The sequence below is a fragment of the Opitutaceae bacterium genome, assembly GCA_041395105.1.
Lineage (GTDB): Bacteria > Verrucomicrobiota > Verrucomicrobiia > Opitutales > Opitutaceae > B12-G4.
The window spans coordinates 29,400-54,491 of sequence record JAWLBB010000006.1 but is presented as its reverse complement, the minus strand read 5'-3'; the positions used below and the strand labels follow the sequence as shown (position 1 = coordinate 54,491).

20 protein-coding genes are annotated in these 25,092 nt (G+C 60.3%); 9 read left to right on the top strand and 11 right to left on the bottom strand.

Annotated elements, in window-relative coordinates:
- The first annotated feature begins 6 nt into the window (after positions 1-6).
- Positions 7-234: a hypothetical protein gene (locus R3F07_16530; GenBank protein ID MEZ5277990.1), complete on the top strand. Its 228-nt coding sequence runs from the start codon at positions 7-9 to the stop codon at positions 232-234.
- Positions 235-236: 2 nt separating this feature from the next.
- Here R3F07_16530 and R3F07_16525 read toward each other — a convergent pair whose 3' ends face one another.
- Positions 237-947: a hypothetical protein gene (locus R3F07_16525; protein MEZ5277989.1), complete on the bottom strand. Its 711-nt coding sequence runs from the start codon at positions 945-947 to the stop codon at positions 237-239.
- Between the two features lie 311 nt (positions 948-1,258).
- Here R3F07_16525 and R3F07_16520 point away from each other — a divergent pair, with 311 nt between their 5' ends.
- Entirely contained in the window at positions 1,259-2,755 is a 1,497-nt protein-coding gene (locus R3F07_16520) for an ATP-binding cassette domain-containing protein (protein MEZ5277988.1), read from the top strand.
- A gap of 226 nt (positions 2,756-2,981) precedes the next feature.
- Positions 2,982-5,555, top strand: a complete 2,574-nt coding sequence (locus tag R3F07_16515; protein MEZ5277987.1) for a CehA/McbA family metallohydrolase — start codon at positions 2,982-2,984, stop codon at positions 5,553-5,555.
- Between the two features lie 148 nt (positions 5,556-5,703).
- Here R3F07_16515 and R3F07_16510 read toward each other — a convergent pair whose 3' ends face one another.
- Entirely contained in the window at positions 5,704-6,195 is a 492-nt protein-coding gene (locus tag R3F07_16510; GenBank protein MEZ5277986.1) for a cupin domain-containing protein, read from the bottom strand.
- Positions 6,196-6,494: 299 nt separating this feature from the next.
- Between R3F07_16510 and R3F07_16505 the strand changes: the two genes are divergently transcribed.
- Positions 6,495-7,430, top strand: coding sequence for an aldo/keto reductase (locus R3F07_16505; GenBank protein ID MEZ5277985.1), 936 nt, complete (start codon positions 6,495-6,497; stop codon positions 7,428-7,430).
- 292 nt (positions 7,431-7,722) lie between these two features.
- Here R3F07_16505 and R3F07_16500 read toward each other — a convergent pair whose 3' ends face one another.
- Together R3F07_16500 and R3F07_16495 are read right to left on the bottom strand one after the other, a co-directional pair.
- On the bottom strand, positions 7,723-9,672 hold the full coding sequence (locus tag R3F07_16500; GenBank protein ID MEZ5277984.1) for a heparinase II/III family protein: 1,950 nt from the start codon (positions 9,670-9,672) through the stop codon (positions 7,723-7,725).
- 116 nt (positions 9,673-9,788) lie between these two features.
- The gene (locus tag R3F07_16495) at positions 9,789-10,604 is read right to left on the bottom strand and encodes an aldolase/citrate lyase family protein (protein MEZ5277983.1); all 816 of its coding nucleotides are present in this window, start codon (positions 10,602-10,604) and stop codon (positions 9,789-9,791) included.
- Positions 10,605-10,768: 164 nt separating this feature from the next.
- Here R3F07_16495 and R3F07_16490 point away from each other — a divergent pair, with 164 nt between their 5' ends.
- The 4 genes from R3F07_16490 to R3F07_16475 all read left to right on the top strand — a co-directional run bounded on the left by R3F07_16490 (position 10,769) and on the right by R3F07_16475 (position 16,205).
- On the top strand, positions 10,769-12,904 hold the full coding sequence (locus R3F07_16490) for a TonB-dependent receptor (protein MEZ5277982.1): 2,136 nt from the start codon (positions 10,769-10,771) through the stop codon (positions 12,902-12,904).
- A gap of 136 nt (positions 12,905-13,040) precedes the next feature.
- Positions 13,041-13,802 (top strand): FadR/GntR family transcriptional regulator, encoded by a 762-nt coding sequence (locus R3F07_16485; GenBank protein ID MEZ5277981.1) that lies wholly within the window; start codon positions 13,041-13,043, stop codon positions 13,800-13,802.
- Positions 13,765-14,589 carry a hypothetical protein gene (locus R3F07_16480; protein ID MEZ5277980.1) on the top strand — a complete coding sequence of 275 codons (825 nt, stop codon included), beginning with the start codon at positions 13,765-13,767 and terminating at the stop codon, positions 14,587-14,589. Before R3F07_16485 ends, R3F07_16480 begins: the two co-directional genes overlap by 38 nt.
- Complete coding sequence (locus tag R3F07_16475) at positions 14,586-16,205, top strand: hypothetical protein (protein ID MEZ5277979.1); 1,620 nt, start codon at positions 14,586-14,588, stop codon at positions 16,203-16,205. Before R3F07_16480 ends, R3F07_16475 begins: the two co-directional genes overlap by 4 nt.
- Positions 16,206-16,265: 60 nt before the next feature.
- On the opposite strand, the gene R3F07_16470 is transcribed toward R3F07_16475, so the two are convergent.
- The 7 genes from R3F07_16470 to idi form a co-directional block, all read right to left on the bottom strand.
- The gene (locus R3F07_16470) at positions 16,266-17,645 is read right to left on the bottom strand and encodes an aldehyde dehydrogenase family protein (protein MEZ5277978.1); all 1,380 of its coding nucleotides are present in this window, start codon (positions 17,643-17,645) and stop codon (positions 16,266-16,268) included.
- Positions 17,642-18,142: a hypothetical protein gene (locus R3F07_16465; protein MEZ5277977.1), complete on the bottom strand. Its 501-nt coding sequence runs from the start codon at positions 18,140-18,142 to the stop codon at positions 17,642-17,644. The genes R3F07_16470 and R3F07_16465 overlap by 4 nt, the downstream gene beginning before the upstream one ends.
- Before the next feature lie 3 nt (positions 18,143-18,145).
- Positions 18,146-19,237: a glycosyltransferase family 2 protein gene (locus tag R3F07_16460; GenBank protein MEZ5277976.1), complete on the bottom strand. Its 1,092-nt coding sequence runs from the start codon at positions 19,235-19,237 to the stop codon at positions 18,146-18,148.
- Positions 19,234-20,742 (bottom strand): phytoene desaturase family protein, encoded by a 1,509-nt coding sequence (gene crtI, locus R3F07_16455; GenBank protein MEZ5277975.1) that lies wholly within the window; start codon positions 20,740-20,742, stop codon positions 19,234-19,236. The genes R3F07_16460 and crtI (R3F07_16455) overlap by 4 nt, the downstream gene beginning before the upstream one ends.
- 33 nt (positions 20,743-20,775) lie before the next feature.
- On the bottom strand, positions 20,776-22,263 hold the full coding sequence (gene crtI, locus R3F07_16450; GenBank protein MEZ5277974.1) for a phytoene desaturase family protein: 1,488 nt from the start codon (positions 22,261-22,263) through the stop codon (positions 20,776-20,778).
- A complete protein-coding gene (locus R3F07_16445) occupies positions 22,260-23,090 on the bottom strand; it encodes a squalene/phytoene synthase family protein (protein MEZ5277973.1) in 831 nt (276 codons plus the stop codon). Before R3F07_16445 ends, crtI (R3F07_16450) begins: the two co-directional genes overlap by 4 nt.
- A gap of 62 nt (positions 23,091-23,152) precedes the next feature.
- Positions 23,153-23,698, bottom strand: a complete 546-nt coding sequence (gene idi, locus R3F07_16440) for an isopentenyl-diphosphate Delta-isomerase (GenBank protein MEZ5277972.1) — start codon at positions 23,696-23,698, stop codon at positions 23,153-23,155.
- A gap of 507 nt (positions 23,699-24,205) precedes the next feature.
- On the opposite strand from idi, the gene R3F07_16435 reads away from it, so the two are divergent.
- Positions 24,206-25,078 carry a sugar phosphate isomerase/epimerase family protein gene (locus R3F07_16435; GenBank protein MEZ5277971.1) on the top strand — a complete coding sequence of 291 codons (873 nt, stop codon included), beginning with the start codon at positions 24,206-24,208 and terminating at the stop codon, positions 25,076-25,078.
- The last annotated feature ends 14 nt before the right edge of the window (positions 25,079-25,092 follow it).

The window sequence follows — 25,092 nt, the reverse complement described above, 5'->3', positions numbered from 1 at the left end:
ACGACCATGACCAAGCGGCTTTTCATTCTTCCCCTCTTTGCCGTCCTCCTCAGCGCCAGTTCCTTCGGCCACACCGCCGCCTACCCGCACGGCCACCCACACGGAGCAGCAACCTCCTGGATGGACGTGTTGATCATGGGTGGCATCGTTGCGGTGATCGCTTTCGGGACATCCGCCATCCTCCGCTGGCGAAACGAGTCCCGCCCGACCCGGCAGCGGATCAGGCAGGACTGATTCTAGCGGACGGATTCGAGAACCAGCTCGTATTCGGCTTCCGAAATCGGTCGGATGGCTGTGATCGATTCGACGACAACACGCGTATCGAATGCGCCAAGGTGGCCGTATTCGCCTCCTGTGTCCTTCCGTCCGGTAAAGGAGAGGATCACCGTAACTGACGAACCGCGACCCGGGCGTTCGGTCATGTGCGACTGAAGCGCCTCCCAGTTGGACCCGTCCGCCTCCAGCCACCACGGCCCCTTGAGACCCGGTTCCAGCGGGTGGAACTCACTCGACTCAAACCCGCTGCGGTAAACGCCCCGGAATAACTCGATCGGCGGTTCCGCAGGAGAATCTGCTTCAGTTGACAGACTCGATGCTTCAGACGGTGCGGCTACCGGCTTGTTCTGCATCCCGGCCTGATAGGCCGCCTCATGTTGTCGTTGTTTCTGGGAAAACACCACGAATGTTCCGATTACAAAAAGGACCAGCCCCAGCTCTCCAATCAGGGGCAAGCGGCTCAACCATCGCCACCCCCGCTGTTGTTTGAAACGACCGATGCCGTAGACCATGAGGACCAGGGCGACGACGAGGGCTCCCATCTGCCACAGGAAGAAACCCTCCAGGCGATTCAGCCCGCGGGTAAACCCGTCGCCGGTCGGTTCGATCACCGCCGTGCTGATGAACGACCAGGCAAAGACAACAAGCCAGCCAACAACGCCTGTGGTCACGAATCGGCGTTCGCGGGATCCGGAGCCGGGGACAGATTGATTTCCCTCCATGCCCTCACGAAACCAGACCCGGACAGCTCGGTCAAGACGCGGAAACAGACCGGCGTTTTTCCAAGTTGCCAGGTGCCGCCTGGTTCGCCAATTTCAGGATCGGTAGGGTTGAGGGCAGTGCCCATCATCCAGGCCAGTTGAATCCAGTCAATCATGCGCAGGAACTGAAAAGCCCCATCGGTGGCCGCACCTCGCGGCCGATTTTACCTCGCCCCCGTTCAGGCGGCGTATGCTTTTCATGATTAACGTGTTCCTTCGCCATGGCCTTTCATCTGATCTTCGATCAGGTTTGCTTTTCCCACGAGTCAACCGTATCGGTCCTCTTCGAGAACCTGTCACTTGATTTTCCTCCGGGTTGGACCGGAATCGTCGGTCCCAACGGCTCGGGCAAATCCACCCTGCTCCATCTCGCCACTCGCCGGCTCGAGCCGGATTCGGGCACAATCCGGATTCCGCGAACAGTCGCTTATTGCCCGCAACGGACGGATCAAGCTCCAGCCGCGCTGAAGGAAATGCTGACTTCATCCGATCCCGAGGCTTGGGCTATCGCTTCGCGACTCGGGATGGCGCCCGATTGGCCCGTCCGTTGGAACCAACTCAGCCACGGCGAGCGCAAGCGGGCCCAGATCGGCGTCGCCCTCTGGCAGAATCCCGATATACTCGCGATCGACGAACCGACCAATCATATCGATGCCGGCGCCCGCGAGCTTCTGATCGCATCGCTCGAGAACTACCAGGGCATCGGACTTCTCGTGAGCCATGATCGTGAGCTTCTCGATCGCCTTATCCATCAATGTCTGTTCATCGAGACACCCCGCGCCATCATGAGACCGGGCAACTACAGCCGCGCCTCGGAGGAGCGAGGCCGTGAACACTCGGCCATTCGAGCGGAACAGGAACGTCTGGTCACGTCTTACCGGAAACTCGAGCGGGAATTCAAACGCCGTCGCACCGAGGCGGACAGGGCTGAAAAACGAAGATCCAATCGACACATCAACCCGCACGACAACGATGCCCGCGGACGGCAGAATCGGGCAGTCGTCAGCGGCAAAGACGGCAAGGCCGGACGCCTGCTCAGCCAGATGAAGGGCCGGCTCGGACAATTGGAAGCACAGCGCAATGCCCGCACCTCCAGCCGCGAGTTTGAGACCGGTATCTGGGTCGAGGCAGAACCCGCCCGTCGGCCCACTCTGGTCGATCTCGAACCCGGCGAAATTCCTCTCGACGGACGACGTTTCCTGCGCCACCCGCAGCTCACCATTTCCCGCTCCGATCGCATTGCTCTGGTGGGACCCAACGGATGCGGAAAATCCACGCTCCTCCGCTTCATCATTGAATCGCTCGACTGGCCTGAAGAGAAACTGCTTCTTCTCCCTCAGGAAATCACATCCAAGAATGCCTCTTCCATCCTCGACCAGGTTCGCCTGCTGCCACGCCGGGAACTTGGCCAGGTCATGCAGACGATCAGTCGGCTTGGCTCCCGTCCGGATCGGTTGCTCGAGAGCGGCCAGCCCAGCCCGGGCGAAATCCGCAAGCTTCTCATCGCGCTGGGAATCCGCCGACGCCCCTGGATGATCGTGATGGACGAGCCGACCAACCACCTCGATCTGCCGTCGATCGAGTGCCTTGAAAATGCTCTCAAGGACTGTCCCTGCGCCTTGCTCCTCGTCTCGCACGACCACGCATTTCTCAATGCCCTGACCACGACACACTGGTCGATCGACAATCGCGAAAATCCCGTCCTGGAAATCAGGTGATCCGGCGGGCTCTGCGGCAAACCGATGGGAGGCCCAGCGGTCCGTCCCTACGTGTTCAAAGCGCCCATCGGGTAGGGCGTGACCGCTGGGCGCGCCTCTTCCGGCAATCGATCAAAGATCCATCATTGGATCCCCAGACTCTCGCCCATTCCCGCTCACGTTCTCCGGGATCGTCTTGTCACAGGCCGCCCGTCCCGTCATAGTCGCTTCCGCACCCCTTGACCACATGAGAGCATTCCAAGACGGTCCCGCCTCATCCCTCTTCCAGCCCCTCAAGACCAACCTGACCGAGTCGATCGGCGGATTAGACCCCGAGATCCTGTCGCCTGAGTTTGTCCGGGCCCGGGAACACGCGCCCGACGAATCCTGCATCGGCTGGGGCATCCCGTTCAGGATCGATGGCGTCGCCGCCATCTCCCAACGACCACGGGCGATTCAACTGGATAACCCCGTCGCCGCGCCCTGGTTCGTCTTCCTCCACACCTCGGATCTCCGAAAGGAGATTCCCAATACAGACGGTTTCATGCCCCCCACTCCCGACCAGGGGCGCATGAGTGTTCACGCCGCCGACTACATCTTTGTCTTTGCCGACGGTGAAGAAATCTCCGTTCCGATCAGAAGGCGTTACGAGATCGGGCCCATCCAGCGGCCCTGGGGAGAGAACTGCTCGAACTGCGTGCCCAGCCGCAAGCCCTTTCCTTTCGATGAATCACGTCCGAATACGGCCTGGGGCTATGGGCAGACCAGGGCGGATATCGCGGACGGCGGGCCGTTCGTCACCTGGATCTGGGCCTTTAGGAATCCGCGGCCGGACGCTCTCCTGAGGGAAGTCCGCCTTCTGCCCAGAAGTGGCGTGGTGGTCGTCTTTGCCCTGACCGCCGGCTTCACCCGGGGAACGCCGATCCGTTGGGAGCGACGGAAAAAGGCCGTCGTCCGGCTGCCTGACGACGTGGTTTTTGACCCACGATTGGATGCCAATGGCCTCCTCCCCCAGGTTCAGATGGATCTAGGCACCGTTATTTCCGCCAACCCCCGCAAGATCTACCCCGACCTCGAATGGGAAGCTACCCGCCACAACCGGGTTCCCGAGATCCACGAAAAGGAACTCCTGGTCGAATTCTCCGCCCATCCCCAGGCGGAGTTTCACTTTGCCTGGGGACAGAAAACAGCCATCCACGAGCTCGAATCCGGAATCGCCGGCCAAGGCTCGGAAGGCATACGAATCGTTCCACCCGCTCACCAGCGGGTTTGCATCCGCACGGTGGACGCGAAGTCCGGCGTGCCCGTCCCGGTGAAGCTCCATATCCACGGATCCGAAGGTGAATACCTTCCGCCCACCGACCACCACCGAAAACCGAATCACAACTGGTTCGAAGACTATGCGCCTGAGTTTTGGCACGGTGACGAATCGGCTTCGCATATTTGCGCCTACACACCGGGTGAGACCCTGGTCGATCTTCCCCTCGGCAAAATCCATGTGGAAGTGACCAAGGGTTTTGAGATCCGTCCCATCCGCAGAATCCTGAGCGTCGATCCGGAGACCAGGGAGATCACCATCAAGTTGGAGAAGGTTCTGCCCTGGCGGGAAAACGGCTGGGTTACCGCCGATACCCACGTGCATTTTCTCTCCCCGGGATCCGCCATGCTGGAAGGCGCGGCCGAAGGTGTGAACCTGATCAATTTGCTCGCCAGCCAATGGGGCGAACTCATGACCAACGTGGGGGATTTTGATGGACGAACGACCTTCGGCTCGAAGGAGTCCGGCGGCAGCGGCGAGTTTCTCGTCCGGGTCGGCAGCGAAAACCGCCAGCATGTCCTCGGTCATATCTCACTGCTCGGCTACAAGGGAAACCTGATCACCCCGATGTGCAGCGGCGGTGCCAATGAATCCGCCATCGGCGACCCGGTCGACATTCTCCTGACCGAGTGGGCCCGCCAATGCCGACAACAGGGCGGGCTCGTCATCATGCCCCACTTTCCGCAGCCGCGGATGGAAAACGCCGCCAGCCTCGTCCTCGAGGAAATTGACGGCATCGAGATGTGCTCCTGGGGCGATCACTATTCGGGCATCGATCCCTATTCACTCTCATCCTGGTACCAGTATCTGAATAACGGGTACCTGGTCCCTGCCGTGGGGGGCACCGACAAGATGAGCGTCTCCACCGCGGTCGGCACCATCCGGACATATGCCAGGTTGGCTCCGGACACGGTATTCTCCAACGAGACCTGGATGGACGCGGTTCGTCGCAAGGAAACCTTCTGCACCTACGGCCCGCTCATGGAGTTCAACGTCGATGGACAGACCATGGGCCGCACGATCGAGATGAACTCGACCGGCGGCACGGTCGATGTTTCCTGGAAGCTCGCCAGCGTGACCGTTCCCATGACCCGGGTTGACCTGGTCGTGAACGGGGAGATCCGTGAAAGTCAATCGGTCGAACCGTCGGAGGATTCGGGCAACTGGTCGGTCAAGGTCGACCGGAGCTCATGGCTCGCCCTCCTGGTGCGCGGGAAATATGCGGACAAACCCGAGATGATCGCGGCCCATTCAACCCCCGTGATGGTGAGCATCGAGCATTCCCATTTCTTCTCGGCGGCCGATGCGGCCGTCATCCTTGAACAGATCGAAGGAACCCTTGCCTTCCTTGACAACGTGGGCACCCGGGCGGAGACCATCCGCTACCGCGAGATGCGCCACATCATAGAATCCGCCCACCGGCGTCTGCACAACCGCATGCATGCCTTGGGCTACGACCATCACCACGGCCCCTCCCGGAATCATCGGGAGCACGAGAAGTGAGGGGTTGTCCGGAATGGCAACCAGTTAGGCAGAAATTCCGGATTTCCGTCGTCCCCCAGCCACCTCGCGGTGTCGAGGTGCCTTGCCGTGGCTACAACTCCGAACGGTCCTGCTCCCCCATCAATTCAGCGCCATTCGAGGCTGCCTGCTATTCCAGATCAACCGGCACAATGTCGACCACCATGACCCTGGCCGGCTCCTGACTCCGGTTCTCCCACCAGTGGACGATGCCCGACTGCTCGAAAGCCGTGTCTCCCGCCCGTCGAATGACCGGGTCCGGCTGATCATTTCGGTGTTCCACCAGTTCTCCCTCGATCACATAGGCCACTCCGGGACGCGATTCATGCTGATGCACGGCAACCGTGCCCCCGGGCAACAGGGTGATCTCCCGGGCCCGGATCTTTCGATCGGCAAGCTCGGGAAAATCCTGCTCAAGGGAGATGGCACCCAGTTTCACCACTCCGCTGACCCCCTTGGTCTCGGTGGGTCCTGCCATCCCAAGGTCTTTGGCCGTGGCACGCTCGTGTGCCGGCACGATCGAGATTTCCTCAGCCTCGGAAGATTCCACATGTCCAAATGTGACTGAAACAACGGCCAGGACAGCACCGGCCAGAAAAGTACTGATCAGGGAAAGACGCATGATGAATGGGGGGTATTCTGCAGGTTTCGGGTCACATCGCCTCACGACATAACGCCCTGGGGAACGACGACCGCGCATTCTGCCCCGGGCCGGATTTCAGTCAAGCCCACCCTGGGAGCCACCACGTCGCCCGATTGCGGGAGGACTTTCCGGTCCCGGAGCAAGCTTTCACCCTCGATGCGACGCCCGAGATTCTGCTAGCCTTCTTCCGTCCAAGACCGCGTCGTTCCCCATCGGCCGGCCGCAGGAACCACCAAGACCGCTTCTCCCAAATAGAACCACTCAATCGAATCAGCCCCATGAAATACCGCAAACTCGGCCAAACCGGACTCGACGTCTCCATCCTCGGATTCGGAGGTTCCCCCCTTGGTTCGGTTTTCCGGGATATCGACGAAGGAGAGGGAATCCGGGCCGTCCACCTCGCCCTCGATGAGGGTATCAACCTGATCGATACGGCTCCCTTCTACGGCCTGACCCGGGCCGAGTCTGTTCTGGGCAAGGCCCTGAAACAGATCTCCCGCGAACGATATATCCTGGCGACCAAGGTGGGGCGCTACGGCCACACCCAGGCCGACTTTGATTTTTCCGCCGAACGGGTGACGCGAAGCGTCGACGAAAGCCTGCAACGGCTCGGGGTCGACACCATCGATTTCATCCAGGTCCACGACATGGAATTCGGGAGCATCGACCTGATCGTCAATGAGACCATCCCGGCTCTCCGCAGGGTTCAGGCGGCAGGAAAGGCCCGTTTCGTCGGCATCAGTTGCCTGCCGCTGAGTCTTTATCGGAGGGTGATGGATCAAATCGACGTCGATCAGATCCAATCCTACTGCCACTATTGCCTGAACGACACATCGCTGAGTGACCTCATGCCCTACCTGAAATCCAAGGGTGTCGGGATCTTCAGCTCCGCACCGATTGCCATGCGTCTGCTCAGCGACGCCGGTCCTCCCGACTGGCATCCCGCTCCCGGCAAGCTCAAGGCAAAGTGTGCCGAAGCGGCGGCTTTCTGTCGCTCACGGGGCGCTTCGCTCAGCAAACTCGCCCTCCAGTTCTCCGTCGCCAACCCCGATGTCAGCACGACCATCGTGGGCACCGCCAATCCGGACAGGGTCCGGCAGAATGTCCGCGACATCGAGGATCCCATCGACACGGAACTCCTGGAACGCGTTCTGGAAATCCTGAGCCCCGTCCACAACCTGACCTGGCCATCGGGCCGGCCCGAACATCAGTAGGCTGTCTTCCGCGACCGCGGAAAACGTAGAACAAGCATCCACTCCCGGATGCCCCATCACATCCATCCGGATACATCCCTAGCGCATCAACCACGGATACCCCTGGATCACCCGCTTGAGATCCGTCCCGTGCGGCGGATAGCGGAACCCGGGATCGAGAAAGGTGCCCCGTTGCAGCACACTCTTGCGGTGGGAAAAGGTGTCGAACCCGGCATTTCCACGGTAGGAACCGAAACCACTCGCTCCGACTCCTCCCAGCGGCAGGTCCGCCGGGAAAATCTGACTGATCGTGTCATTGATGCCGATCGATCCGCGATCCCCTGCCCGGGTTGGCGGCGGTGAAACCCTCTGCTCCCGCACGGACTTCAATTGATCCGTCCGGGGTCTCGATCGCCCAGACTCCGCCACCCGGATCGGTCCAGCCAGGCAGGGGGCTCCCACCCGGAAAGACCGCAAAGAGGCTGATCAGCCTTACCTTTTCCCCGGTCGTCACGACCTCGATGAAGCTCTCGTGCTTCTGGACAAGGTGCTCGCCCAGCCGATTGCGATCGTAAGGAGGCTGGTAGGCATGTTCGCCCCGCCGGATTTCCAGTATCCCCCTATCGGGCCTGGCGATTTTCCCGACCAGACGGGCGGATTTGCCGGTGACCGTGAAACTCCCATCCGGCGAGGGAGTCGAACGATCTGCCGTATGCCAGCGAAGGACCACCTGTTCGGGATGGCAAAGGTCGATCCGGTCAGAAACGGCAACGATTCCGGGGAATAGGTGGATCACGGTTCGATGGACACGGTAGACTCCCTCATAGGCTGCGGTTGTGTCGAGGCGCCAGCAGGCACCCAGATCGCGGTCGAATCGTGCCCATTCAATCCGGCCCTGGGCATCCGGCGTCATTCTCAGATCGCGCTCCCCGATCATCGGTATATTGTGACCCGAACCCGAGAAATTGTAGAAATTCTCCAGCCGGTCGTAGAATTCATGGCTCGGATAATGGCACGCCCCCAGATCGACAATCAATGGTTCACCGTAGCCATCGATACAGAGCTGGCCCACGTCGTTGTGGGCGTGATTGACCTCACGACCCGCCTTGCCCGTGACCACACAGGCCGTCGTCCGCGGATTCCAATCCGTCCGGCTGCTGATGCATTGGCCGTGGGCATGATAGGCGCGACCGAGCGGCAGACCAGGGCCGGGCGCCTTCGCCGCGAGAGTGTCGTCGAAAAAGAGGAACGGGCGGATGTCGTGACGCCGCTCCTGCTCGGTCTCGTGGTGGGTGGCAAAGAACCACTGCAGCAGAGGGTCACGAGTGGCCGCGGCGACCGCCGCAAAATACTGGGACGCGACCGGAGTTTCCCGGTGAGCGTCACCGAAGGGAACCCCGTATCCCGGAGGATTGGTGAAATGCATGACCCAGCGGCAGGCCTCCGGGAAGGGCCACGAGGCCAGCAGGTTCTCACGCCCATCCGTCTGGTAAAGCCAAGCGGCATAGAAATTCACCAGCAACTGGATTGCACCGGCGTAGCCGACACTCTCATTGAATTCCCCCTCGGGTCCATAGACGCTCAGGCAGTCGCGCATGACCGGCAGGGCGATATCGATCAGCCGCCCGGAATCCGGATGATCGTCTGCCAGGGCCATGCCTGCGATTCCCAGCCCCCCGACCACGCAGGTCGTCCAGTTGTGACGCGAAGTCAGCCAGAACGGCTTCCCGGGAAGCCTCTCGAGGTAGGGCTGAATGCCGCAGCGGTCGATGCCCTCGATGATGAACTGCCGATCCGGCCCGCTCAGCGATCCGTGGAGCCAGTCATAGGCAAGAGCAAGGTCGGCACAGAGCATGCCGGTGCGGAGATCCGCCGGTGGTGAACCTTGGTGGACGTGGGCCTTGTCGCACCACATCGGCCAATCCGCGGGATCAAAAAGCGACGCCATCTGCCGGAGAGCCTCATCCTTGAAGGCACCCTCTCCGGTCAGAAGATGAACGAGCGAGGCACGGAGAATTCTCTGGCCGGCCGCGAGGCAGACCGTGTAATCGGCATTCCTGTGACGGGCATGAATAGGTTCACGCTCGGGAAATTCTGACCAGGGCGTGAAGGGATCGCGATCGAGATCCGCCTCGGCCCGCGAGCGGATGCCTTCCCACAAGCGTCGACCGAGACCCGTCTTCGTGGCGTCGCGAGCCTCGGCCACCGAGCGGAGTTGTGCCGTCTTGTGAGCAGTCAGGCAAATATGGGGACGTGTGGGCATAATCGGTTCGGACAGGTTTGCCGGTAGCGGGGAACTTATATCAGGGAGTCTCGAAAGAACGGCCGGAACGAGAGGCGGACCCCGGCACCGGAAGGGATTTGTCCGTTGTTCCGGCGTCAGCCATCCCGTCTGGTGGTTGGGATTGACGCCGGATGGGTCGCCGCCAGGCCCGCCCGAAGCTCAGCGCCCCATTGGGGGAGTGTCCGGAGCACCGCCATGAAATCACTGCCATAGGAGACGAAACCCACATCCGCTTGAAGAAGGTACCGGCAGTCGGTCTCGTCAAGTGCCGGGCGTCCCCAGGCGATTCGGCCCGCCACACAAGCCGCCACAATCCTAGCTTCCGCCTCACGAAGAACCGGGAGGGCCGGATCCAGATTACAGTTCAGGCGCAGAGAGAGATCACCTGGACCTATGAACAAAGCATCGACGCCCGGCACAGCAGCGATTCCTTCAACCGCATCTAGGCCTTCGCTGTTCTCGATCTGGAGAAAGAGGAGGGATTCCTGGTTGGCTTGCTCCGGATAGTCCGGATCGGCTCCCAGGTAGAAGTCCGCGTCGATGCCCGATCCGTCCAATCCCCGCTGGCCCTGCGGAAAGAACCGCACAGCCTCGGCCAGCGCCAATGCTTCATCGACCGAGGACACCTGTGGAATGACCAGACCAGTGGCTCCGGCTTCCAGAAGCTGATAGAGTCGCGCCTTCTCGCGGGTCGCCACCCGGACCAGGCAATCGATCCCCGCTAGGCGGCATAGATAGATCATCCGCTGGATTTCGCGGATCTCCCACAGGTGATGCTCCGCCTCGATCCAGATTCCATCGAATCCGGCCGCCGCGGCGTGACGGGGAAACATGTCGATCGGATGATAGAGACCGGTGATCAGGGCGGGTACACCGGTCCGGAACTTACTCTTGATCAGGGATTTTTTCATGAAGGGAAAGGGGCGGAGGTCGGAAGCCTGCAGATGCCAGGAGGAAAACCGCTCGAACGGCAGAAATCGAGTTGACAGATCCGTTCCGGGCATGCGATCAAATAATACGTCATACATATTATTTCTCTACACCACATCATTAGCCTCAATACCCACCCCAAGAAATGAAGAACCCCACCCCACGAACCAGCCTCATCGCCCTCATCTCGTCCATCGCCGCCCTGACTGCCACGGCGCAGCAGGTAAACCCGGGATCACGCGAAGAGGAGATCATTGAACTGCCGGCCTTCGAGGTCGAATCGACATACGGGACCGGATACATCAGTCACCAGGCCCTTTCCGGTTTCAAGACACGGAAGTCGCTTCTCGAAATACCCCAGGCCATCACCATCGTGCCCCGCGACCTGATCGACGACGTCGCCCAGTACCGCAACGAGGTGGATATCGTTAAGTACGCCTCCGCAGGCATTGTCGCCGAGCACAAGGGCGGTCAGCCCCACATCCGTGGGTTCCGGTCAAATGTCATCCTAGAGGACGGATTATGGGACAACACCTTCAGCTCGGCTGATTCGGCCAATGCGGATTCTTACGAAGTGCTCCGTGGGCCCGCTGCGGTCATGTTCGGCGGCCGCCCCACCCTCGCGGGCATCATCGTGCGGAACACGAAGAAGCCCCGGATGGAACGGCAGGAGTCCCTGCGGGTGATTGTGGGATCCGAAGACTTCTACCGGGGCGAAGTCGACCTGACCGGTCCGATCTCGGAGAATTTCATCATGGAGGGGGGCAAGCTTGCTTACCGCCTGGTGGGGGTTGTCCAAAAGGACGATGGATTTCCCACCGGCGACAAGGATGACCGGACCGGCCTCTACCCCTCTCTTCAGCTGACGTTGCCGCAAACTGTGTTCCGCCTGCAGGGCGAATTGAGCGAGCAGAAGACCGGCGGCGTCCCGATCTATTTCTTCAACGAGGAGCTGACGGGGCTGTATGTCGGTTCAGATAGCGGCCGGAACCAGAACTGGAAAGAAGACTGGTCGGAAGCAACCTTCTCACGCGAGAAGCTGAAGCTGACCGTTCAACATCAGCTAAGCGACGGCTGGGACATCCAGGTCGCCGCATCCCGGAACAATCACGACCGCGCGGATTACGAAGTGCGCCATTCCTCGAATCCCAACTGGACCGACATGACCATTGGTCAGATGTACTTTCATAATGGCAATTACGGCTACGTCGATGTCCTCACCGGGGATATTGTCGGCAAATACTCGCTTTTCGGCCTGGACCAGGAATCCTACATCGGGCTCTACGGAGATCGCTGGACCTATGACGGCTACCGCAGGACCGCCGACCTCGGGTCCATCTCATTGGTGAATCCTGTCTTCAACCGTCAGCGTCCGGACGCCGCGGATCTATTCGCTCCTCTTGCGGAGAACACACCGAACTTCCGCCTGTATCAGCAATACCTGCACGCCGCCTATTCTCATACGGTCTACGCTTTCGAACGGAAACTTGCCGTTGTCGTCGGGTTGGCCGCCAACGAAACCGACTTCCGGAACTACGATCTCCTGACCAGTTCCACCATTCCCTCCTTCGCACAGAAGGAAACCGAGAACACCCGTCGGATCGGCGCCGTCTATCGGCCGGCGGAATCGATCGCCGTCTTTGTCAACAATTCGACCACCTTTGCGCCGCAGGCGAATCAGGACTTTGCCGGCAACTTCCTTCCGCCGACGATCGGAGAAGTCATTGATATAGGAGTGAAATTCAGCCTTCCCGATGATCGCATCGTGGGATCGGTCACCTATTTCGACTTGTCGGTAACCAATCTGCGGGTGCCCGATTTCGATCATCCCGGATCCTGGCTCGCGGCAGGTGAACAGGACAACAAGGGGTTTGAGATCGAGCTGGCCCTTCGCCCGATCGATCAACTGCAGCTCGTCGCCACTTATTACCACGGCGACATCAAGGATGCCCAAACCGGAATCCGACTCAACAATTCCGTGAACGACACGGCAAGCTTCTGGATAAAGTACAACATCGATTCCGGACCGCTCAAGGGTCTGTCGGTCGGCGGTGGAGCCTACCACCAGGGATTCCGCCTCCAGAGCGGCACTATCGGGTGGCCGTCCTACACCCTCTACAATCTGTTTCTCTCCTACTCGGTCAATGAACACCTCGGCATCCAGCTCAACGTGGAAAATCTGGCGGACAAGCTCTACTCGCCGGGTGGTTTCAATGTAACGCGCTTCGCCGACTATGGAACACCACGGAACGCCAAACTCACCCTGAACTACCGCTTCTAAGAGGCTGACCGCGACAGATGGTTGGTGGAAAAGGCCCATCCGGCCAGCAATCGACCCAGGCGCGTTTCAGGCCGGAGCGTCAGGAGGATTCCTTGATCTTGCTTCACCGGAGCTTCCTGAGAAGCTTGATGTTTCCATGCCGGACAAAAATTCACTATTCCCGAACCTCAAAGAGCCGAAAAACCTGAGTGAGAAGGTCTACTTCCATCTTGAGCAGGCCATTCTTTCCGGGACTTTTCCCGCCGGTTCGCGTCTACCGACCGAACCGGAACTTTGCACGTCATTTGGCGTCAGCCGGACGGTTATCCGTGAGGCCATCCAGAACCTGAAGGCCCAGGGGCTGGTCAATTCGAAGATCGGGAGCGGGACGTATGTAACCGAAGATCACAACAGTGAGATCAGTCGGGTCTTCACCCAGTACTGGAAACTCTACCTGAACGAACGGCGCATCTTTGACTATCTGGAACTGCGTACCGTCCTTGAACTGGAATGCGTGGAAAGAGTCACCCGCGCACAGGATCCGGAATGCATCCGACAGCTGGAAGACATCGTGAGGCGAATGAAGGATCCCGCTCTGGATACCATCGAAAAGTTCTACGAGCTGGATATGGAGTTTCACCTTACCATGGCTTCCTTCTCCGGCAATTCACTTTTCAAGGTCATTCTCGAACCCCTCCGCGATTTCGGCATCCGATTTGGGGTTGTCCGCTCAGATGGAGACTCGTTTCGTGACAAACAGGAAAGCCTCTACCGCGAACACGACAGGCTCCTCCGGCTCATCCGGACCGGACAGACCGACAAAGCAAAGGCTTTCTTTCGCAGGAAGCTCGAACAGAACACCGCCCACGTTCGAAGTTTCCATGATTCCCAGAAACGGTCGGCCGAGACCTCTCGCTGAAGCATTCCGGGGGCGGCAACGACGCTGTTTCCCGACCGCGCTGATCGTCGCGGCAACGGTCTCCGCGGTGGCCGGTCCCAATCCGTCCGGATGGCAGGCACTCGCCTCATACGATGCCGGTGCCGCCGAGGTTGCCTTCTCCCAGTCAAGCGGTCCCGAGGGAGTGCTGGGCCGCGCGATGGCTCTCCTCGCCTCTCCCGAGTATTCTCCGGCGAAGGTGGAAGAGGCTGAAAGCCTGCTCCTAGCTCTCGTGCAGAGCGGTGAACCGACCAGGGAAATTCCAGTGGCACGGTATGCTCTTGCCCGGATCAGCCATCTGTTCCGTGACAATCATCTCAAGGAAGCGGAGGGGAGATACCGCGAATTGATCCAGCTCCACCCCGGGCATCCTCTGGCCGAAAGAGCCGTCTCCAAGGTCCTCCTTATCCAGTTGGGCCGCGCCGCTCCCGGGGCGTTCGCGGTCGTTCTCATGGAGTGGACACCTCGGGTTGATCGGTTTCTTGATCCAGGGGCCGTCCGGGACTTTCACCTTACGGCGGCAAAAGCCTGGCTCGGCTGCGACTGCCATCCGGAGGCCTTTTCGCACTTCACCGCCGCCCTCAACACAGGATCTGTCCGCGGAAGAGCAAGGGCAGATCTGCTCCTTCAGGTCGGGGAGTCCGGACTGCGGTCAAACAGGAAGGCAGCGGCTGAAGAGGCTTATCGCCGGTTCAAGGCGGAGTTTCCCGGAGATCCCCGACTTGCCCTGGCGACCCACCGCTTGAAGAACCTCGGGAAGCCGCAATGAACTGCAAGGCGCTCACCGGCACACTTCTCCTCGCCGCCGTCTTTCTGGCCGCGGCCATCCGGACGACCCGAATCGGTCTTCGGTCCGCCGACAATTCCGGTGTGACCACCATTCAGGTTGCGCACTTTGTTCTCGATCCCTCGTTTCGGCGGGCTTTCGACCTGATTGCCAGGAATTACGAAGCATCACACCCCGGGGTCGAGATAAAGCGGGTCGACGTTCCGAGATCGATCTATGCCCAATGGCAACGGACCCGGCTGGTGGGAGGAGACAGCCCCGAGATCATGCAGTTTGCCTATTTCATGACCGGAGTAGAGGACATGGTGGCCCAACATTTTCGCATCCTGGACGGACAGGTTGAGGCGCCCAATCCCTACAATGTAGAGTCCGCAGAAGCGGCTGTTCCGTGGAGGGACACCTTCGTTGACGGCATGACCTCACGCGATGCATTCAGCCAGAAACTCCGCGTCCATTTCGGAATTCCGCTCGTGGTGGGAGGGTATCGCCTCTTCGTGAATGAAGACCTCTGGCGACAGTATTCAACCGATAAGCACGCCACCGTCACGTTCGATTCACTCATCGACCGGTTCAACAACAGCAACCGGGCACCCGAAGGCCCTCATCTTGTGGGTGGATCCTCGTTCTCGGCCTATGTATTGTTCCACAATCTTTATGCGGCTGTCACCCAGCCCCTTCTTTTCCGCCTTGACCGTAATGGCGATCTCGACGTGACAGCCCGTGAATGTGCACTCGGCTACCTCGATGGAAGCTGGAACCACCGGACGCCGGAAGTCTTTGCGGCCTATTCACTGATGCGGGAGTTTTCCCGCATCATGCCGACCGGATTCCTGCAGCTTGGAAAGGAAGACGGCGTTTTCCAATTTGTTCAGGGGCACTCCATCCTTCTTGCCGGCGGATTGATGGACGTGTCCTACCTCCGCGAGATCGCGCCTTTCAAGCTGGGGGAAGAGGCTCTGCCGGCTCCCGCCCGGGACCATCCGGAATTCGGCGAGTTCGTCCTTGGACCGGTCAACGAAATCGGAACAGAGACCACCCTGACGCTTGGAGTCGTCGAAGGTCCACGAGCAGCAATCGCGACGGATTTCCTGAAGTTCCTCACCAGCAGGCAATCCCAGGAGCTACTTGCCCGCAAAACGGGCTGGGTTACCGCTGTCGTCGGTTCTTCTCCGACCGGCCACAAGGCAGCCAGAACAGGATTTCCCGACGGACTATACGGTTCAATGAACCTGCGCCACAACTCCATGGCATTCAGCCGTAACCTCCACCTCCTCTTCGGTCCGAACGGTGGAGCCGAGGTCCTCGCAGGCGCCCTCGACTCGGAATCCAAACCCACCATTCGCGCTTCACTTCTGCGCGAAGCGTCCTCCATGCGGCAACTTATGCGCCGCCAGGACATCGCCGCAATCGCCCGATGGTGGCTTGCGTCAGGCTCTGAGGACCCTGATCCTTCGACGGATTCGGTCGATGACTTTTTCCGCGCCCAGCATCAGCTCGAACTCGACTACGACGATCTGTCGCAACACCTGGAGGAACGCCGCCGCTTGGCCAGGAAGAACAAGGCCGAACCGTCGTTCCGGTCAGGCACTCCCGAATGATCGTCCGCCGGCCATACCGAGCGTGATGCAGATTCGGTAGTGCCGAAGGAATGCGTCGGCCTACCGCATCAACCACGGATACCCCTGGATCACCCGCTTGAGATCCGTCCCGTGCGGCGGATAGCGGAAACCGGGATCGAGAAAGGTGCCCCGTTGCAGCACACTCTTGCGGTGGGAAAAGGTGTCGAAACCGGCCTTTCCACGGTAGGAACCGAAACCGCTCGCTCCGACTCCTCCCAGCGGCAGGTCCGCCGGGAAAATCTGACTGATCGTGTCATTGATGCCGATCGATCCGGAGAACACCTCGGCCTTGAAGCGATCCATCTCATTGCCATCCGACGAGAACAGATAAGCGGCCAGGGGCTTGGGGCGTGAGCGGATCACACTTACGGCCTCGTCCAGACCATCACAGGGTAGGACCGGCAGAACCGGGCCGAAGATCTCCTCCTCCATGACCGAGGCTCCCGGCTCCACGTCGACCAGGATCGTCGGACAGAAAACCAATGTTTCACGATCCCGCTCCCCACCCGAATGAATCTCTCCCTGCTCGAGAAAACCCTCCATCCGATCGAAGTGGGCTTCATCGATCATACGTCCATAATCCGCCGGGCGGGCCTCCGGAGGCCGCCTCGGGATCATCGCATGGGACGCCGCCTTCAACTCCTCAAGCAATCGATCACGGACCGACGCCTCCACCAGGACATGGTCGGGCGCCACACAGGTCTGCCCGGCATTGAGGATCTTGCCCCACATTATCCGCCGGGCACTCAAGCGCAGATTCGCGCCACCCGTGACCACACAAGGCGACTTGCCGCCCAATTCCAGGGTGACCGGAGTCAGGTTTCCTGCCGCCGAAGCCAGCACTTTCCGCCCGACTCCGCCCGAACCGGTGAAGAAGATGTGGTCAAAAGGCAACGCCACCAGATCGGCCGCCACGGCCGCACCTCCCGGGCAGACCGTCACGTAGTCCGGGGAAAAGGCACCCTCCATCAGCGAGCGGATTACCTCGGCGGTGGCCGGAGCCTTTTCCGATGGCTTGAGGCAGACACAATTGCCCGCCGCCAGCGCGCCGACCAATGGGGAAAGGAGAAGCTGAAACGGATAATTCCAGGGTCCCAGGATCAGGACCACCCCCAAGGGGTCGGGACGCACCTCAGCCCGGGATGGCGCCGTCATCCATGGGGTTCGCCTCTTCTCGGGCTCCATCCACTGCGGCAGATGCCGGATCGCATGGTCAATGTCCCGCAGGACAAAGCCGATTTCGCCGCTGTAGGCTTCGATCGGGGATTTCCCGAGATCCTCTTGAAGCGCTGCAAGGATACGGTCGCGATTGGCAACGATCGTCTGTGACAGGATGGTCAGCTGCTCGCGTCGAAAGTCCAGCGAAACCGTGTCGCCGCCATCGAAATACCGACGCTGCCGCAGCAGAACGTCAATCATGAGCCTCCCCCTTGTCCGGAATAACCCCGCCGGCGCAGGACCCGCGCCATCCGGATACGATTGTAGCGTTGGGCCAGGATGCATGGCAAATTGCTGACCAGGGCATACACCACCATCCAGACGGCGATCCCCGGTGGGTTCCAGAGGAAAAAGAAGGCCGATGACAGGATCACCACAACGTGAACCGCCTCCCCCCGCCGGGTCTCGCGGACAAAGGTCACGAGGTAGGCTGTATCGGATGCCGCCAGCCTGCCCTTGCGAAAGCCGCCCTTGAACAACCGTGACCCGTCAGGCAGGAGGTCCTTCCAAGACCTGATCCTGAAAATGCCCTCATACATCCGGCCGGACCGCTCAAAGCGGTGTTCCCGGAAATAGCCGCAAGCGTGATCAAAGAGCGCGATCGGCATCCGGGTTCCCAGCCATGCAAAACCCATCTGGATGAGAAACCAGGCCAGGGCGTTGACCGCGATGATCTCGAGAACCTGGGATGTCGGCATGATTCAGATGCTTGAAATCGACCGGCCTTTCCAGACGACCTCCCGACCGAAGATCCTCAGCAGAAACGATCGACCGAAGACGCCGAAGAAGATGACAAGCACGACGGGATAGAAGAACGAGGTCCAGACCGAAAACCGTCCGATCCGTTGCAGGAATACCCACCACTGGATGACAAACGCCGGATAGGCCACCCCCCAGATCCCGAGGTGCCATCCCATCCAGGGGATCAAGGCCAGGCCCAGCAAAGGCAGCAGGCTCCCGAAAATCCAGATCACCACCAGCGACAGCCGGATACCCGATGTCTTGGCCGCGCCCGCCGCAAATGCCTTGGTCCAGCCCTCGATCAGACTGTACCACCCATCCGGATACATCCGGGTATGGATCACTCCCCTGCCGGCCAGGCAGGCGAGCCGGGCTCCTGCAGCTCTCAGCACCGGCGCCAGGCTCATGTGCTCGAGGATTTCGCCCCGAACCTGTTCGTGTCCACCCACCTTCCGGTAGATCTCGCGATCGATGAGGAGGCAGGGCCCGAACAGGCCGCCCGGGCTCTCCGGCGAATCCCAGACCGCAAAGGCCCCCACCCCCATGCAGGTCGTCAGGTTGAAGATGGCAGAAAACTGCTCATAACACCGCGAGGTCTCGTGATAGGGCGCCAGTGAGAGCGCATCGAGACGGCGGCGACCCGTCTCGGCCGCCAGAAGGCCCAGACCATTCGGCAAGACCCAGGTGTCGGCATCGAGAAAGAGAAGCCAGCGCCCGCGTGCCGCCAGACCGCCCTGTTGGCAGGCCCACGTCTTGCCCCGCCATCCCGCCGGCGGCGTTCCCGGCTCGACGATGGTTGCTCCCAAATCCCTGGCAATGGCTGCGGTGTCATCCTCCGATCCGTCGTCGACCACGATCGTTTCCAGCGGCAGTCGGTCTCCGGACCGGATGGACGACAGCAGGCGGCCGATATTCCGCGCCTCGTTGCGCGCCGGTATGATCACGGAGAGGTCATCCACTGGAGACACGCTCCCGCCGCCTTCACATTTCGGGAACCGCCAGAAGACAATGAACCCGACAGACCAGAGCAGGAAGAGAAGCGCCAGGATCACGGCTTCGATTGATCCGCCTCCACCACCCGCCGGGCCACATTCTGACCGCAGAGGAAAACCATCGGCATGCCCCCACCCGGATTGACCGAGCCTCCCACGAAGAAGAGGTTCCGGTAGCGGGCGCTGACCTTGGGAGCCTTGAAGGCGAAATTCCGGTAACGATCGCTGACCACCCCGTAGATCGAGCCCCGGTTCGAATAATACTCCCTCTCGATATCGCGCGGGGTCCAGAAATGCTCCGTCACGATATGCCGGCGCAGATCCGTCAGCCCCATCCGCTCCAGTTTGTCGTAGATCCTTTCCTTCAAGGCCACGTAATCCTCGTGGGCGACCGGCCGATCGGGGTCCAGATACGGGATATGCGGAAGGATCTTCAGGCAATCGCAGCCCTCCGGGGCCACTGCGGGGTCTGTCCGTGACGCCGCCACCAGGTAGAGCGTCGGATCATGCGGGATTTCCCTCTTCTGAAAAACAGAGCGGAAATGCGCCTTCTGATCGCCGGAGAAGAAGAAATTGTGATGACCCAGTTGGTCATACTTCCGGTCAAGACCCACGTCGATGACCAGCCCGGAACAGGCCGGCTCCAGACGCTTCTCCAACGGCCGGACGAAGTCTTCATCCGCCGGCAGCAACCGCCGGTATGTCGGTATGACCTCCATGTTGGACACAACATGGTCGGAGTCGAACGCAGTCCCGTCGACCAGCTCGACCCCGCAGGCGCTACCTCCGTCCGGCGTCAACCGAATGCGGGACACTTCCGCACCGAGATGGATCGCCACCCCCACCTCGCGGAGAAGGCGCTCCAGGCCCGCCGCCAGCCCATACATCCCGCCCATGACATACCAGAGGTCGTAACGGAATTGGATGGTCGGCAGGCAATTCATGAAGGCCGGCGCCCGATGTGCCGATGACCCGACGTATTTGATGAAGAAATCGAAAATATCGACAAAGTAGCGGGTCTTGAAGCGCTTGTTCACCCCACCGTGCATGGTTCGCAGGAGATCGAATTTCCCGAAATTCGAGAGTCCGTAAAACGCGCGGAAATCCTTCGCCGAATCCAGTCCCTCCCGGAAATAGCCGCGGTCGACCAGATCATAAAGCTTTCCCGAATACTCGAGAAAGGCCTCGACCGCCCCGGGGTCCTCACCCGCCTTGCGCGCTTCGGCAGCCATCTTCTCGCGCTCCGGATACAGATCAACGACCATCCCGTCCTCGAAGAAATTGCGCCAATGGGGGCGGATCGGGCAGATCGTCATATAATCGGACATCCTCTTTCCGGCCTTGGCAAAGGTGGCCTCGAAGATGGCGGGGAGCGTGAGAATCGACGGCCCGAGGTCAAAGGTGTACCCATCCTGGATCTGAAAATTGAGCTTGCCGCCGATCTTTTCGTTCTTGTCGAATAGACGGACCCGGTAGCCTTCCAGTGCAAGGGAAAGCGCAGCGGATATGCCACCCAGGCCCGCCCCAATCACCGCGACCGACTTTCCGTTGGTTGAATCAGGCATCAATGGAGAGGAAGCATTGGGTCTTGGTGCCGTTCAGGAGGCCATTCCCAGATCTTTCATGACCAGTTTCGACGAGATCCTCGCCGATTCATAAATGACCGGCAAGCCGCTTCCCGGATGCGTCCCCCCACCCACCAGATAAACGGATTCAAGATCCTCAAAGCGGTTGTTCGGCCGCAGAAAGAGCATCTGATCCAGTGAATGGGCGAGATTGAAGACCGCCCCCCGGTAAACCGAGTAGTCGGCACTCCAGGTATCGGGCGTGATGATCTGCTCTAATTCGATCTTTGACTCGATGTCGGGGAACCCCATCTTGGCCAATTGCCCGAAGGCCAGTTTCCGGAAACTGTCCCGGGACGAATCCCAATCGATGTTGGGATGCTGGTGGGAGACCGGGACCAGCACATAAATGGCACTCTTGCCCGGAGGCGCCATCGACGGATCCGTCACACAGGGATTGCAGACGTAAACCGACGGGCTGTCGCCGAGGCGGTGATCATTGGCGATTTCCCGGAGAGTCTGCTGATAATTCCCGTCCAGGAGGATATTGTGATGGGCCAGTTCCGGGTAGGTTCCGTCGACCCCCAGGTACATCATGAAGGTCGAACAGGAGTATTTCTTCCGGGCAATCGTCTTGTTCGACCAGCGCTTGCGCAGGTGATTCGGCACCAGCGTCGTCATCGTCTTGCTGAAATCGCCGTTGATGACCAGGGCATCGCACGGGTATTCGCCTTCATCGGTGATGACGGCCCGGGCACGCCTGCCCTCAAAACGCAGGTCGCGCACCGGCTCTCCCAAACGGATGTCTGCCCCCAGCCGCCGGGCCGCATCGCCCATCGCCCGGGAAACCGCGCCACACCCGCCCTTCGGGTGAAAAACCCCGTACTCGTATTCCAGATACGAGAGGATGGTGAAGATGCTCGGACACTGGTAGGGCGACATCCCCAGGTACTTGCTCTGGAAGGCGCAGGCCAGCCGGATCCGCGGATCATTGAAAAACCGGCCCAGGTCCTGATCCACGCTCCGGCTGGGCCGGAAAAACGGCAGCATCTTCAGCATGCTCGGATGCATCACATCGAGAACCGACGAAAACGGCCGCTGCAGGATCGATTTGAAGGCCCCGAACTTCCGCCGGTTGTCCGAAAGGAATGCCCTGAAATTGGCGCCATCCTCCGCCGAAAACTCGGCGATTCTTTGCTCCATCCGGTCGACGTCCGAGGTCACGTCGATCTCACCCCGGCCCTCGAAAATCAGCCGGTAGTTCGGGTCGAGCCGGGTCATCTCGAACTCGTCCTCCATCCGTAGCCCGCATTGTGCGTAGATTTCCCGCAGCACGTCCGGATAGAGGAAGAAAGTGGGACCCAGATCAAAAGTGTATCCTTCGCGGTGAAGACTCGAGGTCCGGCCACCGACATAGGGTTTCTGCTCCAACAGGGTGACGTCGGCCCCGGCATGACTGAGCAGCATGGCGGACGCCAGGCCTCCCGGCCCCGCCCCTATAATGACGATCTTCTGCCTCACGATTTGATCCCTCCTGCGGCCAGGACCCTGCTGACCACCGCTTCCACCTCAGACCGGCTCAGCTTCTCATGTCCGTTTTCGATGACAGCCAGGGTCGCCCGGGCCAGTTCGAGGGGAATGGCACAGAACTCCCGGACCGGACCCACGGCGAGGTATTCCATGTAGGCATCCGCCATCGCCAGCTGCCGGCGGGCATAACGGAACATGGCCGACTCATCCCATCCCGGAGGAAAGAAATCGACGCCCCGGTGAGCATCATCTCTCCGGTTGCGGATGATATTGACCGCCTGAAGGGCGCGTCCGAACCCGATCGCCAGATCGTTCTTCGTTTCCGTTCCGTCAAACCAGCGCCAGAGAGCGGACAAGAGCAGCCCGACCCGACCGGCCACATCGAATGTGTACTGATCAAGATCGTCTTCATCCGCGATCCGCCAACCGCGCTCCGCCCAGCCCGCCATGGCCAAAGCCATCTCCGCGGTCGACGCCCAGACCATCGGCTTCGTCACCTTTGTTCCGAGTTCCACGAGGGCCGGCAGGGCCAGAGTCACCTCAGGCAGACGAGCGGCTTCCGCCCCGAGCGCTCGTTCCAGCTCCTCGACCGCACCCTCATGCGGCCCCTTCCCGAGAATCGCTCCTACCTCTTGCAGCAGGGCAACCTTGGTCTCTATGCCGAGGTTCTCGTGATCCTCGATTTCGTCGATTGCTCTCAGGCAGAGATAGGCCTGGCCGACGGGTTCACGCAAAGCGTCCGGAAGACGCAGGATGGGGAGAAGGAAAGTCCTGCTGGTGCTTTCCAGCAACGGAAGAATCCTGTCCTGAACGCTCATCCCACGATCCATGGAAGAATCATCCAACACACGCCTGCACTTTCTTTCCAGATCAATCACCATCATGGGATCGAAAGAACGGAAGTCGAAGAGGCGGATCGCAAAAATCTTCGAACCCTCGGCAGGGCGATCCGCAGCCAGGGAGTGAAGAGAAAGGGCTCGTCCGCCACCTGGTCAGCGAGCGCCTCCAGCGGAATCCATCGGTAATCCGCAACTTCGCCCGGGTCGGGATCGACAGGACCCGAGTAGGTCCCGCTGAAAACGTGATCGACTTCCCGCTCGGTCAGACCCGACTCACAGTCCGCCTCATATCGGAAGACGAAGGCAGGCTCCAGGTCACAGATGATCCCCATCTCCTCGGATAGTCGCCTGACCGCTGCCGCCCGGGTCGACTCACCGGGACGCGGATGGGTGCAACAGGTATTCGACCACAATCCCGGGAAATGGTACTTCTCCAGGGCACGGCGTTGCAGCAGCAGTTCCCCCTCCGTGTTCATCAGGAAAACCGACAAGGCCCGGTGCAGCCGCCCCCCGTTCAGGTGGGCCTCCAGTTTGGACATGACCCCCATCGGGCGGTCTTGAGTGTCGACGAGGATGACTTGCTCCATTTTGCAGTTGTTCAGGTTGGCGAAAACCGGATCCGTCCCCAAAGGACGGATCCCGCACCGGCAATACTACGCACAAATAAGCAGTCGGGATGTCGATCGCCGCGGAATTCCAACCCCGATTCCAATCGGCGGGCCGCTCCGTCGAAGAGACAAACCCGATGACCGGCGGTACCAAACCCTGAACCGACCTGAAGGGGGTGTCCGCCGGAACCTACCATCGCCTGTCCGCGGAGAAACCTCATGCGCGACCGCCCATACCTCAAACAACCATTCACTTTCATTCTCAGCACCGCACTGGTCCATCGGAATAAATGAAGTCGGTCACCGGCCTGCCGGAAAAGGAAACAAGCCATCCTCCCGGCTTCGCCCAAGGCAGTTTGTAACGTATTATGTTACAAACTGCCTTGGGCGATCGTAGGAGCTCGGAAACCGGCCCGCAGCGGCGGATCCGTTCGGGGTTCGGAATTCCTGATTGCCTCATCAGGCCCGGATCGCAGGCTGGCGGATATGAAAATCGGGGTCAGTTCCTACAGCTTCAGCCGCCTCCTCCGGTCGGGTTCCCTGGCACAGATCGAGGTGATCGCCAAGGCCAAGGAGATCGGCTTCGATGTGATCGAGTTTTCCACCATCGCGGTTCCGGAGGGTCGAACCCTGGCCGATTTTGCCGCTGAACTGAGGGAAGAAGCCGACCGGGTCGGGATCGAGATCGCCAACTACACCATCGGGGCAGATTTCCTGCGAGGCTCCAACGGTGATCTTGCCGCTGAAATCGAGCGGGTGAAGCGGGAGGTCGACATCGCCGAGATCCTCGGTGTGCCGGGAATGAGGCACGATGCCACCTTCGGATGGCCCGAGGATTTCAAAGGGGTCCGAAGCTTCGAGGGATCCCTTCCCCGACTCACGGAAGGCTGCCGCAGAGTGACGGAATATGCCGCCGGAAAAGGAATCCGCACCATGGTCGAGAACCACGGCTTCTTCTGCCAGGACAGTGTGCGGGTTGAGCAGCTGGTCAGTTCGGTCAATCATCCCAACTTTGGCGTGCTCATCGACATGGGCAATTTCCTCTGCGTGGACGAGGATCCCTCGGTAGCGGTCGGACGTCTCCTGCCCTACGCCTTCCATTGCCACGCCAAGGATTTTCACATCAAGCGGGGCTCCGACCCCAAACCCGGCGACGGCTGGATCACCACACGGGCCGGCAATTATATCAGGGGCGCGATCGTGGGGCACGGCAATGTGCCGGTTCTGCAATGCCTGCAGACGATCAAGCGGGCAGGTTACGACGGAGTCCTTTCCATTGAGTTTGAGGGCATCGAGGACGTGCTCATGGCGGTCCAGGCTGGCCACGACAACCTGCGCCGATTCGTGGCCATGGCCTGAGAGGCATCCTTGTC

What these genes read in the sequence shown, in the direction of transcription:
- R3F07_16530 (MEZ5277990.1), top strand. Translation starts at nt 7, where the DNA reads ATGACCAAGCGGCTTTTCATTCTTCCCCTCTTTGCCGTCCTCCTCAGC.
- R3F07_16520 (MEZ5277988.1), top strand. Translation starts at nt 1,259, where the DNA reads ATGGCCTTTCATCTGATCTTCGATCAGGTTTGCTTTTCCCACGAGTCA.
- R3F07_16515 (MEZ5277987.1), top strand. Translation starts at nt 2,982, where the DNA reads ATGAGAGCATTCCAAGACGGTCCCGCCTCATCCCTCTTCCAGCCCCTC.
- R3F07_16510 (MEZ5277986.1), bottom strand. Translation starts at nt 6,195, where the DNA reads ATGCGTCTTTCCCTGATCAGTACTTTTCTGGCCGGTGCTGTCCTGGCC.
- R3F07_16505 (MEZ5277985.1), top strand. Translation starts at nt 6,495, where the DNA reads ATGAAATACCGCAAACTCGGCCAAACCGGACTCGACGTCTCCATCCTC.
- R3F07_16500 (MEZ5277984.1), bottom strand. Translation starts at nt 9,672, where the DNA reads ATGCCCACACGTCCCCATATTTGCCTGACTGCTCACAAGACGGCACAA.
- R3F07_16495 (MEZ5277983.1), bottom strand. Translation starts at nt 10,604, where the DNA reads ATGAAAAAATCCCTGATCAAGAGTAAGTTCCGGACCGGTGTACCCGCC.
- R3F07_16490 (MEZ5277982.1), top strand. Translation starts at nt 10,769, where the DNA reads ATGAAGAACCCCACCCCACGAACCAGCCTCATCGCCCTCATCTCGTCC.
- R3F07_16485 (MEZ5277981.1), top strand. Translation starts at nt 13,041, where the DNA reads ATGCCGGACAAAAATTCACTATTCCCGAACCTCAAAGAGCCGAAAAAC.
- R3F07_16480 (MEZ5277980.1), top strand. Translation starts at nt 13,765, where the DNA reads ATGATTCCCAGAAACGGTCGGCCGAGACCTCTCGCTGAAGCATTCCGG.
- R3F07_16475 (MEZ5277979.1), top strand. Translation starts at nt 14,586, where the DNA reads ATGAACTGCAAGGCGCTCACCGGCACACTTCTCCTCGCCGCCGTCTTT.
- R3F07_16470 (MEZ5277978.1), bottom strand. Translation starts at nt 17,645, where the DNA reads ATGATTGACGTTCTGCTGCGGCAGCGTCGGTATTTCGATGGCGGCGAC.
- R3F07_16465 (MEZ5277977.1), bottom strand. Translation starts at nt 18,142, where the DNA reads ATGCCGACATCCCAGGTTCTCGAGATCATCGCGGTCAACGCCCTGGCC.
- crtI (MEZ5277975.1), bottom strand. Translation starts at nt 20,742, where the DNA reads ATGCCTGATTCAACCAACGGAAAGTCGGTCGCGGTGATTGGGGCGGGC.
- R3F07_16445 (MEZ5277973.1), bottom strand. Translation starts at nt 23,090, where the DNA reads ATGAGCGTTCAGGACAGGATTCTTCCGTTGCTGGAAAGCACCAGCAGG.
- idi (MEZ5277972.1), bottom strand. Translation starts at nt 23,698, where the DNA reads ATGGAGCAAGTCATCCTCGTCGACACTCAAGACCGCCCGATGGGGGTC.
- R3F07_16435 (MEZ5277971.1), top strand. Translation starts at nt 24,206, where the DNA reads ATGAAAATCGGGGTCAGTTCCTACAGCTTCAGCCGCCTCCTCCGGTCG.